Annotated in this window: 9 protein-coding genes; 4 read left to right on the top strand and 5 right to left on the bottom strand. The window is 36.9% G+C overall.

Annotation, left to right across the window (positions count from 1 at the left end):
- Positions 1–64: 64 nt before the first annotated feature.
- From F5ESL0263_RS04470 to F5ESL0263_RS04485, 4 genes are read right to left on the bottom strand one after another with little or no spacing between them, the layout of a single operon-like run.
- Positions 65–547 (bottom strand): hypothetical protein, encoded by a 483-nt coding sequence (locus F5ESL0263_RS04470; protein ID WP_122035164.1) that lies wholly within the window; start codon positions 545–547, stop codon positions 65–67.
- On the bottom strand, positions 516–3326 hold the full coding sequence (locus F5ESL0263_RS04475; RefSeq protein WP_370448836.1) for a helicase C-terminal domain-containing protein: 2811 nt from the start codon (positions 3324–3326) through the stop codon (positions 516–518). Before F5ESL0263_RS04475 ends, F5ESL0263_RS04470 begins: the two co-directional genes overlap by 32 nt.
- 19 nt (positions 3327–3345) lie before the next feature.
- Entirely contained in the window at positions 3346–6963 is a 3618-nt protein-coding gene (addA, locus tag F5ESL0263_RS04480; protein WP_122035168.1) for a helicase-exonuclease AddAB subunit AddA, read from the bottom strand.
- A gap of 3 nt (positions 6964–6966) precedes the next feature.
- A complete protein-coding gene (locus F5ESL0263_RS04485) occupies positions 6967–10503 on the bottom strand; it encodes a PD-(D/E)XK nuclease family protein (RefSeq protein ID WP_122035170.1) in 3537 nt (1178 codons plus the stop codon).
- A gap of 77 nt (positions 10504–10580) precedes the next feature.
- On the opposite strand from F5ESL0263_RS04485, the gene mvk reads away from it, so the two are divergent.
- Genes mvk through fni form a run of 4 tightly spaced genes read left to right on the top strand, consistent with a single transcriptional unit; the run spans position 10581 to position 14592 of the window.
- Positions 10581–11489 carry a mevalonate kinase gene (gene mvk / locus F5ESL0263_RS04490; RefSeq protein ID WP_122035172.1) on the top strand — a complete coding sequence of 303 codons (909 nt, stop codon included), beginning with the start codon at positions 10581–10583 and terminating at the stop codon, positions 11487–11489.
- Positions 11489–12448 (top strand): diphosphomevalonate decarboxylase, encoded by a 960-nt coding sequence (mvaD, locus tag F5ESL0263_RS04495; protein ID WP_122035174.1) that lies wholly within the window; start codon positions 11489–11491, stop codon positions 12446–12448. The genes mvk and mvaD overlap by 1 nt, the downstream gene beginning before the upstream one ends.
- A 34-nt stretch (positions 12449–12482) precedes the next feature.
- Positions 12483–13565, top strand: coding sequence for a phosphomevalonate kinase (locus F5ESL0263_RS04500; protein WP_122035176.1), 1083 nt, complete (start codon positions 12483–12485; stop codon positions 13563–13565).
- Between the two features lie 10 nt (positions 13566–13575).
- The gene (gene fni / locus F5ESL0263_RS04505) at positions 13576–14592 is read left to right on the top strand and encodes a type 2 isopentenyl-diphosphate Delta-isomerase (protein WP_122035178.1); all 1017 of its coding nucleotides are present in this window, start codon (positions 13576–13578) and stop codon (positions 14590–14592) included.
- A gap of 54 nt (positions 14593–14646) precedes the next feature.
- Here fni and F5ESL0263_RS04510 read toward each other — a convergent pair whose 3' ends face one another.
- Positions 14647–15435 (bottom strand): HAD family hydrolase, encoded by a 789-nt coding sequence (locus F5ESL0263_RS04510; protein ID WP_122035180.1) that lies wholly within the window; start codon positions 15433–15435, stop codon positions 14647–14649.
- Positions 15436–15452: the final 17 nt, after the last annotated feature.

The following is a 15452-nucleotide window of genomic DNA, read 5'->3' on the forward strand; positions in this document are numbered from 1 at the left end:
ATTCTTGTTCCACTTTCCTTATCAAATCAATTTAATCATACCAAAGATTTTGCTATTTAGCGACTTAACCTAGCAAATTTCCATTTTTAAATTCATATAATTGGTATTGATAGTGATCAGACGAATCTTTTGCTGTTACTTCCCAAACTGCTCGATTATTGTACCAACCTAGATTAACTTTGGTAATTTTATTGCTAGGATTTTGAGCCTGATAGCTACTTCGAACTTTTGCTTCACCAACGCCCTTTTTAGCTGAGAGTAAGTAGCCCTTTTTCGAACCAGGCAGGTAAATAAAATAGTATTGTTGGCGATTTTTACTTGAACCTTTTAACGAATAACTGTTAACTCCCCGATCTAAGTGATAATTTTTTTCAATTTTAGTAATTGGGGACTTAGCTAATGCAATTTGATTTAATTGCTTTGTTTCGTTTCGTTCGGGGTTACTTGCTTTATAAAAAATGAGAACTGAAGCGGCATAGAGAAATATAATTATTCCAATTAGCCATGCTACAAATTTAATCGTTTGTCTTGTGTCGTCTTCTATCATAGTTATCTAACTTATTCCGTAATTCTTTTAAACTAATTTTGTTTGTTTTAACAGGGATAGCATTTAAAAATACTTTACCATAATCTTTTGTCCAAAGGCGTGAATCTAAAATTAAAAATTGACCACGATCGTTTTCACCACGGATTAGCCTTCCCATCCCTTGCTTAAAACGAATGATTGCACGCGGAATTGTATCTGTCTTAAAAATATCAATTCCTTGTTTCTGCAATTGTTGCTGGCGTAATTTTACTTCAGGCAAGTCTGGAGATTCAAAAGGTAATTTTGCAGCAATTACGAGGTCGATATTACAATCATGGAAATCGATTCCTTCCCAAAAACTGTCAGCTCCTAAAATAATTGCCTTTTGAGCAATTGCAAATCGTTTAGTAATGCGGTTGTTAGAGCCTGAAACTCCTTGAGCCAAAATTTCAAAATCACGCAGAGCTGGAGAATTCGAAATTATACTGTAGACATCTTTGATTTTATTCAAATTGGTCATTAGCACAAGCACGTGATTTTTATGGTTTAAATCATGTTCTAGTATTTCTGCCAGTGATTGATCAAATTGGTTAGTGGCGACATCAGGTAGATCACTAACGGCAAGTACTTGCAAATGACTTTCCAATTTGAAGGTGCTTTTACCAATATATTCTCGGGGATGCATATCTGTTAAGGCAAGTTGTTTAACAAGATAATCAAAGTTGCCTTCACTTGTTAAGGTAGCACTGACAAAAGAAAGATGATCAAAACGATCGTAGATTTGTTTTAGTTCATCTGAAGCGTCAAGCATTAGCCAACTTAAATTTGCACTTAGTGGATCAGCTGGATTAGTTAAAGTAACAATAAAGCCTTCTTGGCTCATACTGGTATCTGTTTGTAATAAATCAGATAGCTGGTAGCTTTTGGTAATGTAAAAATCAAGGTGATCAATTTGTTCTGTTATTTCACTTAAAATAGCGTCTCGATCAGTGCCTGAAGTGTCTGTTTCATTATAAAGCTTAAACAAAATCTCGTTTGTTTGCTGGCGGACTTCTTCAAGTTTCTTTTGCAGTTTGGCTAAAGTAGCTAAAAACTTGCTGTCTTCGCCGAATAAGTCGCTTGCTTGAAAACTCAGCAACAAATTACCATTCGGCAACATGTTTTTGCTAATTGCCCGGCTACGTTTTTGATAAAGTTCTTGCTGCAGCTGGTTGATGATATTGATTAGTTTAAGGATTGCCGGGTCTAATTTTGCCAGTAAGAAATTAAACTGCACATCATCACCATACTGGTTTAGAACACTATCATCTGCATAAAAGAGCAAATTGCGTAAATGTGTCAAAGTGCCCCAAAAAGATTCAAATTGGAACGAATCATTACGTGAAGTAATAACGTTATCAACAAATCGATGTGCTTCGTCAATTACTAAGTAAGGATTTTGTCCCCAAATTGAATCATTGTAGTGATTGGCCAAATATGCGTGATTAGTAACAAGAATGTCTGCTTCTTCTTGTCTTTGGCGTGCTAAATTCCAAAAGTCAACGTCCGCAAAACTACTTCCAACACGTGCGTCACCAGGATGTGATATTTTAACAAATAACGGTGCCTTATAATTGGTTAATTGCAGTTCATCTAGGTCACCAGTCTTAGTTTCTGTTAACCAAACCAAAATTCGCATCTGCATGACTAAAGTCATTTTATTAGGCGTGCCCTGATAAAGGGTTTGATAAAACCCATCGAGATCCAAATAATGACTACTTGATTTAACAACTTCTGCCGCTAAATCAAGTTTAGTTACATTTAATAGCTGCGGCACTTCCTGACTAATAATTTGATCTTGTAGTACCTTGGTTGGTGTAGCAATTACTAATTTGCGATTAGTATAGAGCCTGTATGAATATGCAAACAAGTAAGAGAAAGTTTTCCCTGTCCCATTTGGAGCTTCTACCAATAAAGCCCGTTGATCGGGACTTTCAAGAAAAAGATTAATTCGGTTAATCAAGTCAACTTGCGGCTGGCGATAATTAATTTTGTTTTTAAATAAACTATACTTTGCCTTATTATTAGTTGGGAAAACAGCTTCGGCGTCACCGTTTTTAACCGTTGAATGTACTTCCTGTTTTTGCAAAACGATGTTACGCACTTGCATCTGACTTTTATTTAGTGGGCGCTTTTGCTTGCGAGCTTCATCTGCTATTGTCGAGAAAACCCATGACGTATCACGAATTAAACCGTGAGCTAGTGAGCTCAGTGTATTTAAAGTTGCTTGCGGTAGCGATTCAAGCTTTTTGATGATTTTGATTAGTAAAACTGCGGTTCCATATGCGTCAGAATCTGCCTTATGCGGATTAAGATGCTTTATTTGAAGCTGATTAGTCAAATCTGTTAGTTTATAGGACGGTAATGTTGGGAAAGCGATTTTAGCTAATTCAACCGTGTCAATTGCTCGGTTAGTTAGAGCTTCATAACCATGTTGCACAAGTTCGTAATTCAAAAAAGGTAAATCAAAATTGACATTGTGTGCTACGAACACAGTGTCCTTCAAAATTTTGATGATTTTTGGTGCGTAATAAGAAAAGTCCTTTTGGTTGGCAACATCACTATCGTGAATGTGGGTCAAATTTTGAACCGTTAAAGGAATTTCGCGATGAGGGTTAATCATAAAAGAATAGGTCTTGACGACTTCCATGTTTTTAATAATCGCGCAACCGAATTGAATTATATGATTATCGTCTTCGCGTTGGGTACCTGTTGTTTCAAGATCAACGACTGCAAAGGTATCCTTAGCAAAAGCAGTCATCAGTTCACCTTCATTTCAATTAATTTATTTCTACTATTTTTTCTGCGTCAAGTAAGATTAGGTACTTATGTTTAACTGTTTTTTCAGCAAATGAGTTAAGTGCTCGCTCGTATAAACGCAGTTGACCAGTATACTTTTGCTTAATATTAGCAATTGCTAAATCTAAATTATGCTGATCAATGTGGTCAGTTTTATAATCAAATAATATTATGCCATCATCTTCAACGAAATAACCATCAATTGTACCATGAATTAATATTTTAGCATTTGGATCACTAAAATCGTTAAACAAGGTACTAGCAGAAAGCAGGCTGGAAAATTCAACCTCTCGCTTAAGTTGAGCAGGATTTTGCCAGAACGGTTTAGCAAAATCACTGTGAACGAACCAATTGATTTGTTGCTGATTAATGCTAGGGACAATTTCTGGATTTAACTTGTCTTGTTTAATTAAATCTTTTATTTCAAGTTCAAGTTGTTCCGGCTCACCTTTTTGATTGTAATCGTAGTACTGGAGAAGCAAGTGTGTCGCAGTACCAATCTCTGCCCCAGTAAATTTAGTTTCGAATAAAAAGTCAGGTTTAGTTTCAATTGGTTGAAGATAACGATTGGTTGAAGCCAATAAGTGTGCATTTTCTAACTCAGTTTCCAACGGATCATTGAATGCTTTCTTTATTTCCGAAACAGATTGATAAGCCGTAGTCGAACTGGCATCTCTAAAAGGATAGTCGTAATCGTACAACTTAGGAGCTATTCTTGTTAATAAAGCATGATCTTGGTCAGAGGCCACTTCTTCTGTTTTAGCTATTTCAGAAGAAATTTTTTCATTTTCATAATGGACTAACAAAAATGGTGTCTCTTCATCTAATGAATTCGTGATATCACTAATCTTGATTTCGGGATATTTGTCAAAATTAATTGCTGGACCAATAAAACTCATTGAGCTAGTAGCGTTTAATTTACTGCTTAAAGGCAATTTCTGTCGACCATTAAGCTGATTTTGCCATTTTTGGCGCGTCTTTTCGTAATTTTTGACTTCTGTAATAAGAATTAGTTTTTGACGTGCACGTGTCATCCCTACATAAAGAATACGTGCTTCTTCTTCCAACAATTGCTGTTTTTGAGCAATATTATCGTAAGATTTGAGCAGTGTATCTGCGCGATAATGTTCTTGCCTGATTGTCAGCCCCAAATTATTTGCATTAATAATATAATTACCACTTAAATCGCGCATTTGGTAGCGGTGCTGTAAACCAATATAAAAAACAATTGGGAATTCAAGCCCTTTAGAACCATGGACAGTCATTAGTCTAACAGAGTCCCCCGCTTCTTTAGTAACTAGAGGTTGTGCTAGGTCTTTTTGACTGCGCCTCATTCGCTCAATAAAGTTAATAAACTGATATAGTCCTTTAAAGCCAGCACTTTCATATGAACTGGCACGCTCATAAAGTGCTTCAAGGTTGACGCGTCTTTGCTTTCCGTTTGGTAAAGCAGTCATTATTTCAAGTAAATTAGTTCGTTCGTAAATACTCCAAATTAACTCAGAAATACGGTGATTAGCTGCAAAGTGACGTAACTCTTCTAAATGATTAAGAAAAATTTTTGTTTTTTGACTCAATTCATCATTGACCGCAACATAAGAAGTTAAGGCATCATAAAAACCGGTATTTTTACTATGTACTCTGATTTTGGCTAAATCAGTTTCAGTGAAATTAAATAGTGGTGACCGCAATACTGCAACTAGCGGAATATCCTGATCTGGGTTATCAATGATGCGCAAGTAGTTTAGCACAATTGTTAATTCAAGCGTTTGAAAGTAATTTTTCGCATCCGTTACCAGTAACGGAATGTCATTTTTGGCAAACTCCTGCATAATTGCTAAATTGTCGCTACGACTTCTTGTTAAAATCGCAATATCGCTGTACTTAAAGTTCCGCTTTTCCTTGGTCTGAGTATCGTAAACTTGCAAATTCTCGTTTTTAAACTGCTTAATTCGGTTAATCACCATTGCAATTTCAGCTGAATCGATTTCGTCTTCATCTTCGGTATTAGTTGAACCATCTTGGCTATCTTTTTCGCTGTATATTAGTTCACTGGCCTGGGGCAGTTTTTCAGGATAGTAATTAGCACCTAAAACTAACTGCCCTTCTTTTTGGTAGTCAATCCCACCAAAATCAGTAGTCAAAACATGATCAAATACCTGGTTAACGAGTTTAATTACCGGCTTTGTTGAACGGAAATTTGCAGATAATAGAATCCGTTCATCCTGCTTGTTCTCATCTTTGGCTGCCTCTTGATACTTATGGAGGAAAAGCGAAGGCTCGGCTTGACGGAAACCGTAGATTGATTGCTTAACATCCCCCACCATAAATAAATTATTTTGTCCATCCTTTTTAATCAATTGCAGTATTCGTTCTTGCAAGGGATTAATATCCTGATATTCATCAACCAAGATTTCTTTGAACTTAGTTTGATAAAACGACCGCGCCATTTGCGAATTTGAAGTATCTTGACTCAGTATTTGATAAGCAAATTGCTCCATATCACTATAGTCAACCAGATTTTCTGCACGCTTCAATTGGTCAAATCGCTCAATTAAGGCCAGCTCTGCTTTAACAATTGCAGTCATAATTTGATGCCCTTTGTTTAGTAAAGCGATTTGTTCTTTTTCATCAGTAGCATAAAAGGAGGTAAAAGACGTAAATACTTGCTCGGAAGCATCTTTTTTAAGTTCAACGCATTCCTCATAAAAATTAAGTAAATCTTCATCCCATTTGCTCGATTTACGAAAACTAGTAAAGAGGCAACTTCTTAGTAGCTCTCTTTGCTTATCATAATTTTCATCACTTTCAATACTAGCTAGATAATTTTGCAAGCACTTATCAAAGAGTTGGAAGCTGTCTTTAACTTTTGCTAATTCCTTGGTCTCCATGGCAGCTGTTGCTAGCAACTGCTCAAGTTTTTCCTTTAAATCAGAAAAAGTGGTCAAAAGATAAGGCTTAATGCTCTTCTGCCATAGCTTTGAATGAGTGACATCGTCACCAATTTCGTATTGAGTTGGTAAGCTTTTTAACCAATCACGGTAATCAGGCTTAGCCATTGCATAATTATATAAGTCTAATAACAAGTCACGTGCAGACTCAGCACTACGGTCGCCGGCAAAATTTTCGTAAAAAGCAAAAAAAGCTTGATCATCGTTTTCTAAAAATTCACCTTCAATTTCTTGCAGTGCTCGCTCACGCATTAGTGCTGCTTGAGTATCATCCGTTAAAACACTAAAACTAGGATCAAGGTCAATGACATAGTAAAAACGATGAATAACATCTAGACAGAAAGCATCAATCGTTGAAATATTAGCAGCGTCAATTAAGTTAAGCTGCTCTCGTAAGTCAATTTTAAGCTTTTCATGCTTATTTAGTCTCTGCTCAAGGGCACTTTTAATTTTTGCTTTCATTTCTTGGGCAGCAGCTTTAGTAAAGGTCACGACTAATAACTCATTTACACCCGTTCCAGTGAGAATTTCCTGCATAAGTCTCTCTACTAAAACAGTTGTCTTTCCGCTCCCAGCAGAAGCAGAAACCAGAATATCAAGGTCACGATCGTCTATTGCCTGCTGTTGTTCATTCGTATAATCTGGCATCACTTATTCCTCCTTTCCCAGTTTCTCTTTAATTTTGTTCATTAATTCTGTTTTACTCAAATTATCAATTTGATGGTACTTATTTTCTTTTAGCATTGCATCAAAGAAGAAGATATCCCGATAGTCAGAGTATGTCAAAGCAGTGACTTGCTGGCCATATTTATAGGGATTGAGCTGAACCTTACCAGAGAGAATTTGACTAGATGCATCTTTGATTAATTCTTCATCATATTTTAGAAGAAGTTCAATTTCTTCATCATTAAACGCGTTGCCACGAAAACTCAACGAGCCATCTTTCTTACTATTGACCCCAGCATAGATTTCCGAAGTAGTACCACCATTACGTAGTGCAGGATCTGCATCTAAGATAACGGCCTGATCATAGTTAATAAGACCGTTATACTTGAGCTTCGTTTTTCCATCTAAGTTAGCTTGCTTAAGTTGCAAGTTATTACCGTATAGATCTTTACCGTTTAAACGTTCAGTTTGTCTCGTAATGGTTTGGTAAAATGCTCCGAGTAATGACATCGGCTCTTTACCGGTAAAAAACTGCTGATTTCGCATTAGCACATCCATATACGAGACCATTTGCAATGAAATTCCCTGATAAAACAGCCCTAAATTAAACTTTTTGGCGGAGGACTTATAGTCGATAACTTGGGCAATGTACTCGTTTTGATCACTAACCTTTGCCAAATCGACTCGGTCCATTTTTCCTCGTAAATTGACATAATGCTTCCCATCTAGATTTGGCACTAATAAGTCTAGTCCAGGTACTTTTTCACCAAAGCCAAAGCTAAGTTCAGAGTACTTTGCTCTTAATGGAGTCTTTTTAACCGCGCGATGCCAATTAACAGCCACATTAGTAGTGGTTTGATCGAGACACTTAAAGAGGAACACATTAAATGGATCATTACGAAGTTGTTTATATTTTGCTTCGCTCTTCATTTTTTCGCGAGCAACTTCAAGCAATTGATTCAGTTTCAGATCATCAATTTCGGCCAAATCAAGCTTTTCCTTATTCAGCTCTTTCACTAAACGATCAAAGGTTTCATGGAAATAATTTCCGGCTTGGATTACATCAAATTCATTATCAAATCGTTTGCGTAAACGAAGGCCATAATTTAAAAAGTATTCATAAGAATTTTCATAAAAAGTTTCGAGTTGCGAAACTGAAGAGTTTAGGTTTTCTCCGTATAATTGCTGAGCAAGCTCTGCACCGATATCTTGTGGGTGATTGTCAAACTGACTTGCGTCAAGCACCATTTTAGTCTTTTTAGGGATGCGCTCCTTAGTCAGTTCAAATAAGTGCTCAATATTAACTTCTGGATGTGCCTGCTTTAGGTAAGTTAAATAACCAAGACTAGCTTGCGGATTGGTTAAAAAAGACAAGAGATCATTTAGCTTTTCTGGAAGATTATGTTGAGCAAATTCAACCCTTTCCTTTTCTTCAGCCTCTTTTTTATTAGCTGCTTTTTGCACGCTGGTATCGACACCTGCGACACGTTTAAGTCGTTCATAATAAATAGAAGGTTGAACCGACTCATTTTCTGCGTTTACTACAGAGTATGAAACATAGGTCATATCACTACCAAGCGCCAGTAGAAGACCAAATTGATAATTTTGGTCAAGGTTACTGGTTTGTTGCTGGTCTTCAATATAAGAATCTTCCTTAAATGCACCACTGTTAGTTAAAATTTGTAAATTTTCAGAGCTCAAAAAGCCTGGTACATTTTGAATCTTAGGCAAACCTGTATTAGTGGCGCCCATGATAAAGACCTGCTTGTAGCCACTGAGTTGAACAATTCCCGTTTCAGAAATGTTGACAGCATCCAGTGTAGAAGGAATCTGGGCAAATGTTGCTTCTTTAAAGCCATTGATTAGTACATTGAAGAAACTGTCAAGCTCAAACTCATCAGGATTGATTAATAGATAGTCATGAAGTAGCGTAATTAATAAATCCCAAACTTGTTCAGATTGCCTTGCTTGTTGAAGGTCACCGTCTTCTTGGGCACCTTGGCGCCACTTTTCTAGTACTTCTGGCACGTGATTGTTAACTAAAAAGTTGAAGAAAATGGTAATGGCCTTTTGCGTGTCTGTTTCTTCTGCTAGTTTTTTTAACAAAGAAGTAATCTTTTTAACAAAAAAGTCCTTTAGTTTTTCAATTTTGGCAACTTCATCTGGAATTTTGTCCAGTCGAATGACTTCAGCAGCAATATAATCTGTAAAATCGCGTTTCCACAAGTTATGATTAATGCCGTGGGCTAAAACAAAATTTTCGAGCTCATCAACATCATGAATGTATGAAGTTTCATCCTTATACCAGTCCGGAATAATTAAGTGTGTCTTCATAATCGCAAGCATATTTTGTGTTTGAAGTGGCCTAGTTAACAGCTGAGCGATATTCTCAATTAAAACAACTAAGGGATGATATTTCATTTCCTGTTGTAAATCGTTAAAAAATGGAATGTCATTTTGTCGTAAAATTGGCGAAAGATAGGTTTCGTATTCGTGCAGATTTGGCGCAAGCACTAAAAAATCGCGGTAGCGGTAATTATTAAGTGCCACCTGCTGGTAAATAGTTCGAGCAACAAAATATGCTTCAGCATAACGGTTGTCGGCACGAATTAGCTGGATATTATTTAATTTTCCCACTTCAGGGACGGCACCAGTCCAAAATGAGTTAAGTAGTTCTCGGTTAGTTGGCGATGCCGAGGGTTTAGTTGTTTCAACCTGATAATTTAGTTCGTTTGCTTCGATATATTTAACTAATTGGTTAATCGTTCTTTGAATGACATAGTCATAATCACCGGGTTCTGCTTTAGCGTCAAGCTCACCGGTTTTTGTTTTAAAAGCCAGAGTTACACTATTTGCATGCTTCATCAATAATTTGACAGTCAAACATTCCTGCAAGGAAAAGTGTGAAAAATCGCTAAAGTAAAAGTCAGTCTTACTCAAATCAATCCCACTAGCCAGAAATTCATTTAGCTGTAACTGAATTTCGTTAGAAGTAGAAAACTTGCCCTTAATGGTGTCAATGAAAGCTTCATAAAGAATTTTCAAATCAGCCACTTTGTTTTTAGTTTCAAGGTCTAACTTATCTTGATCAAAGTCATCTAAGTCTAGATTACCTTCTCTAACTTGCAAAATAGTACTGTAAAGCTGCTTAACTAGGCCAGGACTAACATTGACATTTTTGAAGAGGTCGAGCTGATCACGTTTTTGTTCAATGACTTTAGCTAAAATCATTGCTGCCGCAGTGTTGTCAAGCTGGGTGGGCATTACCTGCTTTGAATCCTTTAGGAAAAACCACGCAAGTCGTGAAAAAGATAACACTTGCAAGTTCTTAACTGATTGCTCAGTATGGCCTTGACTAATCGCAAGCCTATTTATTGCTCTGATTTCTGTGGTAAACTTAATGTGATTGGGAACAATGACAAAAGTTTGTTGCTTTGGAAATTTTTGATAATTTTCAACTGCTGCTTGTAAAACTTTTTCTTGCATTGGATCGGTTTGACGACCGACTAGAATTTTGATCATTTGTTCTCTTCTCCTTTGCTACATATTTTAGCATAGGAGCTAAATTTTTTTCACAAACATTAAGGATCTTAAATAAAATGAAATCGAGTTATTTAGCGCATGGAAAAGTGATTTTGATTGGTGAACATTCAGTGGTTTATGGCTATAATGCCCTAGCCTTGCCAATCATGTCTTTACACATTAAAGCAACCGTAGAACCGGGCCCACAAATGTGGATGGATACTGCATCATATCATGGGCCTTTTTTTATGGCGCCAGATGAATACGATGGCTTGAAGTATGTCGTTAAAACGATGCTTACAAAAGCTAATAGTAACGAAAATTTAAAGATAACTTATACAGGAGAAATTCCAATCGAGCGTGGACTAGGCTCAAGTGCAACAGTTGCCCTTGCAACAACCAAGGCAATGAACGACTACTTTAATTTAAACTTGTCAAATGATGAAATAATTGAAGTTACGAATCATGCTGAAACAATTAATCATGGCAAAGCGTCAGGGTTAGATGCTGCGACCGTTAATTCTGATTACCTTGTCTTTTTTAATAAAAAGTCAGGTCCCAGTGTTTTACGCGCCAAGCTAAATGCCACCCTCTTGATTATGGATACAGGGGAATTAGGTAGTACAAAAAAAGCTGTTGCTCAAGTTCATCAGCAAGTCAAATCATCCCCAGTGGCTAATGAAAAGATTAAGCAGTTGGGGCAATTGGCCGATGATACAAAACAAGCTTGGGTTAATCAAGACCGCGTTAGTGTTGGCAAAATTTTTAATGAAGCTGAAGAAATACTAGATTCTTTTGGCCTTGCCACGAGTAAAATTAAACAGTTACAACAACTTGCTCTTGAAAATGGAGCCTTGGGCTTTAAGCTGTCTGGAAGTGGTTTAGGTGGAATCGTCATTGTACTTTGCGACAACATTGAAGTAGCAAAGTCAATTGCTAAAAAATGTCAAAATGTTGCTGTTAATAGTTGGATCGAGGAAATTTAATGGAAAAAACTGTTCGTGCACACACAAATATTGCTCTAATAAAATATTGGGGAAAAGAAGACCAGGCTATGCGCTTGCCTGCTATGTCGAGTATTTCAATGACACTAGATGAATTTTATACTGATACCAAAATTTCTGATAGTGAAAAAGACCGTTTCATTCTAAATGGTACTGAGCAAACTGGTAAAAGTGCTCAGCGCGTTTTTTCGTATCTTAGATTTTTACAAGAAAGATTTGGTTTAAGTGGACACTTGCAAGTTGAATCTACAAATCATGTTCCAACTGCAGCTGGTCTCGCCTCTTCTAGTTCGGCGTTTGCTGCTTTAGCAGGTGCATTTAGCTCATACTATGATCTGCAAATTGACCGTCAAGAACTTTCATGCTTGGCAAGAATGGGGTCAGGCTCGGCATGTCGTTCAGTGTTTGGTGGTTTTACGATGTGGCAGAAAGGAAATAGTGATTTGACCTCTTATGCGTATGCAATAAATGAGCAACCTGAAATGGACTTACATTTATTAGCGGTTGAACTTAATCCCAACCCCAAAGAATTATCTTCAACTAACGGAATGCAGCTGGCCAAAACCTCGCCCTTTTTCCAGCCGTGGCTAGAACGCAATCAAGCAGAAATAGATAAAATGATTGAAGCAATTGAACAAAACGACTTTACGGCTTTGGGTCAATTAGCCGAATTAAATGCTAATGAGATGCATGCTGTTAACTTAACGGCTCAACCTGGATTTACCTATTTTGAGCCGGATACGATTAGAGCAATCAAACTTGTTGAGCAGCTGCGAAGAGAAGGAATAGAATGTTACTATACAATCGACGCTGGTCCAAATGTAAAAGTTATGACTCGGTTAAAAAATGTAAAAGAAATTACTAAGCGTTTCATATCAGAATTTGACAATGTTAAGATAGTAAATGCAAGTTTTGGTCCAGGTATCAAATATTTGGATTAATAATGTATTTAAATTGGTTAGGAGATTAAATTCTTTGATAACAGAACAAGCGCCCGGTAAGTTATACATCGCCGGTGAATATGCAGTTTTAGAACAGGATTGCCCCGCAATTTTGGTCGCAGTTAATCAATTTATCCGGGTTTCGATTACTAAATCTAAGTCATCTACTGGTTCGATTCATTCCAAACAATATTCGCAGGATTCTATTCACTGGGTACGACGTGGTGCCAAAATGGTAATCGACAACCGTGATAATCCTTTTGAATATATTTTGTCGGCAATAAACTTAACGGAACGTTTTTGCCTCGAACAACATATCAAATTACGAGTATATGATTTGCACGTCAATTCTGATCTTGATTCAGCTGACGGTAAAAAATATGGTCTAGGTTCTAGTGCGGCTGTTACGGTAGCCACGGTTAAAGCGATTCTACGTTTTTATAACGTACCTTTTAGTAACGAACTAGTTTATAAGCTGTCCGCTATTTCCCACTACTCTGTTCAAGGAAACGGTTCTGCAGGAGATATTGCAGCGAGTGTTTACGGTGGCTGGATTGCCTATCAAACATTTGATAAAAAATGGCTGAAACGTGAATTAACACAAAAGTCACTTTCTGAAGTTGTTGATGAAGCATGGCCAGGGTTAAAAATTCAATTATTGACCCCTCCTGCAGGGATGAACTTATTGATTGGATGGAGTCAAAAACCTGCTTCAACTTCACGCTTAGTTGATGAAACTAATGCCAATAAAGCAGCATTAAATGTCGAATATAAACAATTTTTACAACAATCACGAAAATGTGTATTACGTATGATTGATGGCTTTGAACAAGGCAATATTGACCTAATAAAGATGCAAATTCGAGTAAACAGGAAACTGTTACAGCACTTTGCTCAAATAAATCAAATTGCAATTGAGATCCCTCGCTTGTCAAAATTGATTAATATTGCAGAGTCATTTGGTGGTGCGGCAAAAACATCAGGTGCGGGTAACGGAGATTGTGGCATCGTTATAACCGACGAACAAACTAATGTTAATGAACTTGAACAGCAATGGCGTAAAAACAATGTTTTGCCCCTTGACCTTCACGTTCATCAAGTAAGGCTAATGCAGTAAGAGAAGAAAAATGTCAATTAGATCAAAACGTAAGGAAGAACACCTTTCTTTAGCAAACCAATTTTATGAACCGAATAAGCCAAATAGCTTTGACCAAATGGGGCTTTTACGACCTGCTTTGCCAGAAGCACAAGTTGACTTAAGTTCGATTAAAACAACTATGTTTGGCAAAAACGTCAATGCGCCCTTTTTTATTAACGCAATGACCGGTGGTTCTGCAAAATCATTCTCTATTAACCAAGCATTTGGTGAAATTGCTCAGCAAGCTAAAATAGGTCTTGCATTGGGTTCTGCAAGTATCTTAGTTAAAGAAGCTGAACAACTTGACAGCTTTTTGATTGCACGTGAAAAAAATCCTGACGGTGTCATAATTGCAAACGTAAATGCGAAGACTGAAGCTATGGATGCTCAAAAAATTGTTCATGAGCTTAATGCTGATGCTTTACAGATTCATTTGAATACAGTTCAGGAAATTGCTATGCCTGAAGGCGATCGCGATTTTTTGTGGCTAGATAACCTAATTGAATTACGTCAAAATGTGACCGTTCCGATGATTATAAAAGAAGTTGGCTGCGGTTTAGACCAAGCGACAATTCATTTACTAAAAAATGAAGGTTTTGAGCTATTTGATATTGCTGGCAGTGGCGGAACAAATTTTGCTAAGATTGAAAATGCGCGAAACCAAAATGACCTTTCTTATCTTGAAACGATTGGATTGCCAACTGTTGTTTCTGCTTTAATGGCGGCTGAAGAAAAGGTTACCTTTATCGTGTCAGGTGGTGTTCGTAATCCATTAGATATTTTTAAAGGTTTATGCTTGGGAGGAAAATACGTCGGTATTTCCAATGTCTTTTTGCAGACATATCAGGATCAAGGCGAAGATGCATTATTACAAATGATTTTGGCGTGGGAAAAAGAATTAGCTAGTTTGTTAGCTATTTACGGTCAAAATGACTTGACAAATTTAAGTAAAATCAAGCATTACTTCGACCTGCCCTTGAAGAACTTAATTGAGCAATTAAGTTAATTTTACATAATTAAAAATATGCAAAGTAGAATTTTACTTTGCATATTTTTTGTCTTAATTTAATAGATGCCATATTTCTTTTTGAACGGCGCTTTCATTACTTGATCCGATCACTTGGTCCGCTGCACTTTTGGCAACTGGCAAAGCGGTTGCGGTAACAAAGCTCCGGCCAACATATTTTAGCATCCCAACGTCATTACCACTATCGCCAAACGCAACCATTTCACGTGAGCTAATATGGAATTTTTTGCTTAAGTATTCTAGGCCAACAGCTTTGTTCATTCCTTTAGTTGACATGTCAATTGAGGTAGATGAACCAGAAACAAAGCCAATTTGCGGATAATCGCGTTGAAGTTTACTTAGTAACTTTGGCATTCTATCTTCGGGAACATCTAACGTTACCTTGAAAATTTGATCGTCTAAATGGTTAAAGTCCTCAACAATACGTAGCTTTTGGTAGTATTTTTTAAGCTCTTCTGCATAGCGCTGACCATCTTTTTCTAAAACATATGCACTTGCAAGACCAGAAACAGTGACCTTCTCATCCGAGTATGCTTGAACAATTTCCAAAATGGTTTGAAAATCTTCATCGGATAAGCTGTCAACGTGAAGAACTTGTCTTCCTTTAGCAACCAGTGCACCATTTTCTGCAATGAAATACATTTGTTGAGCTGTTTTAGGAAAGCGAGAATAAATATTTTCATATTGATTTCCACTTGCGATTACAAACTTAATTCCCTGTTCCTGCATTAAAGCAAATTCGCGCAAAAATAGTTCTTCATCATAGGTTTTTTCATCGGTTAACCATGTACCGTCCATATCGGTGGCAATTAATTTAATCATCTTTAATAGTTACTTTC

Origin of the sequence: Lactobacillus sp. ESL0263 (assembly GCF_003692845.1) — a bacterium.
Lineage (GTDB): Bacteria > Bacillota > Bacilli > Lactobacillales > Lactobacillaceae > Lactobacillus > Lactobacillus apis.

Bases quoted from the DNA above. Each gene is read 5' to 3' on its own strand.
- F5ESL0263_RS04475 (WP_370448836.1), bottom strand. From the start codon at position 3,326: ATGACTGCTTTTGCTAAGGATACCTTTGCAGTCGTTGATCTTGAAACA.
- F5ESL0263_RS04510 (WP_122035180.1), bottom strand. From the start codon at position 15,435: ATGATTAAATTAATTGCCACCGATATGGACGGTACATGGTTAACCGAT.
- F5ESL0263_RS04485 (WP_122035170.1), bottom strand. From the start codon at position 10,503: ATGATCAAAATTCTAGTCGGTCGTCAAACCGATCCAATGCAAGAAAAA.
- mvaD (WP_122035174.1), top strand. From the start codon at position 11,489: ATGGAAAAAACTGTTCGTGCACACACAAATATTGCTCTAATAAAATAT.
- mvk (WP_122035172.1), top strand. From the start codon at position 10,581: ATGAAATCGAGTTATTTAGCGCATGGAAAAGTGATTTTGATTGGTGAA.
- addA (WP_122035168.1), bottom strand. From the start codon at position 6,963: ATGCCAGATTATACGAATGAACAACAGCAGGCAATAGACGATCGTGAC.
- fni (WP_122035178.1), top strand. From the start codon at position 13,576: ATGTCAATTAGATCAAAACGTAAGGAAGAACACCTTTCTTTAGCAAAC.
- F5ESL0263_RS04470 (WP_122035164.1), bottom strand. From the start codon at position 547: ATGATAGAAGACGACACAAGACAAACGATTAAATTTGTAGCATGGCTA.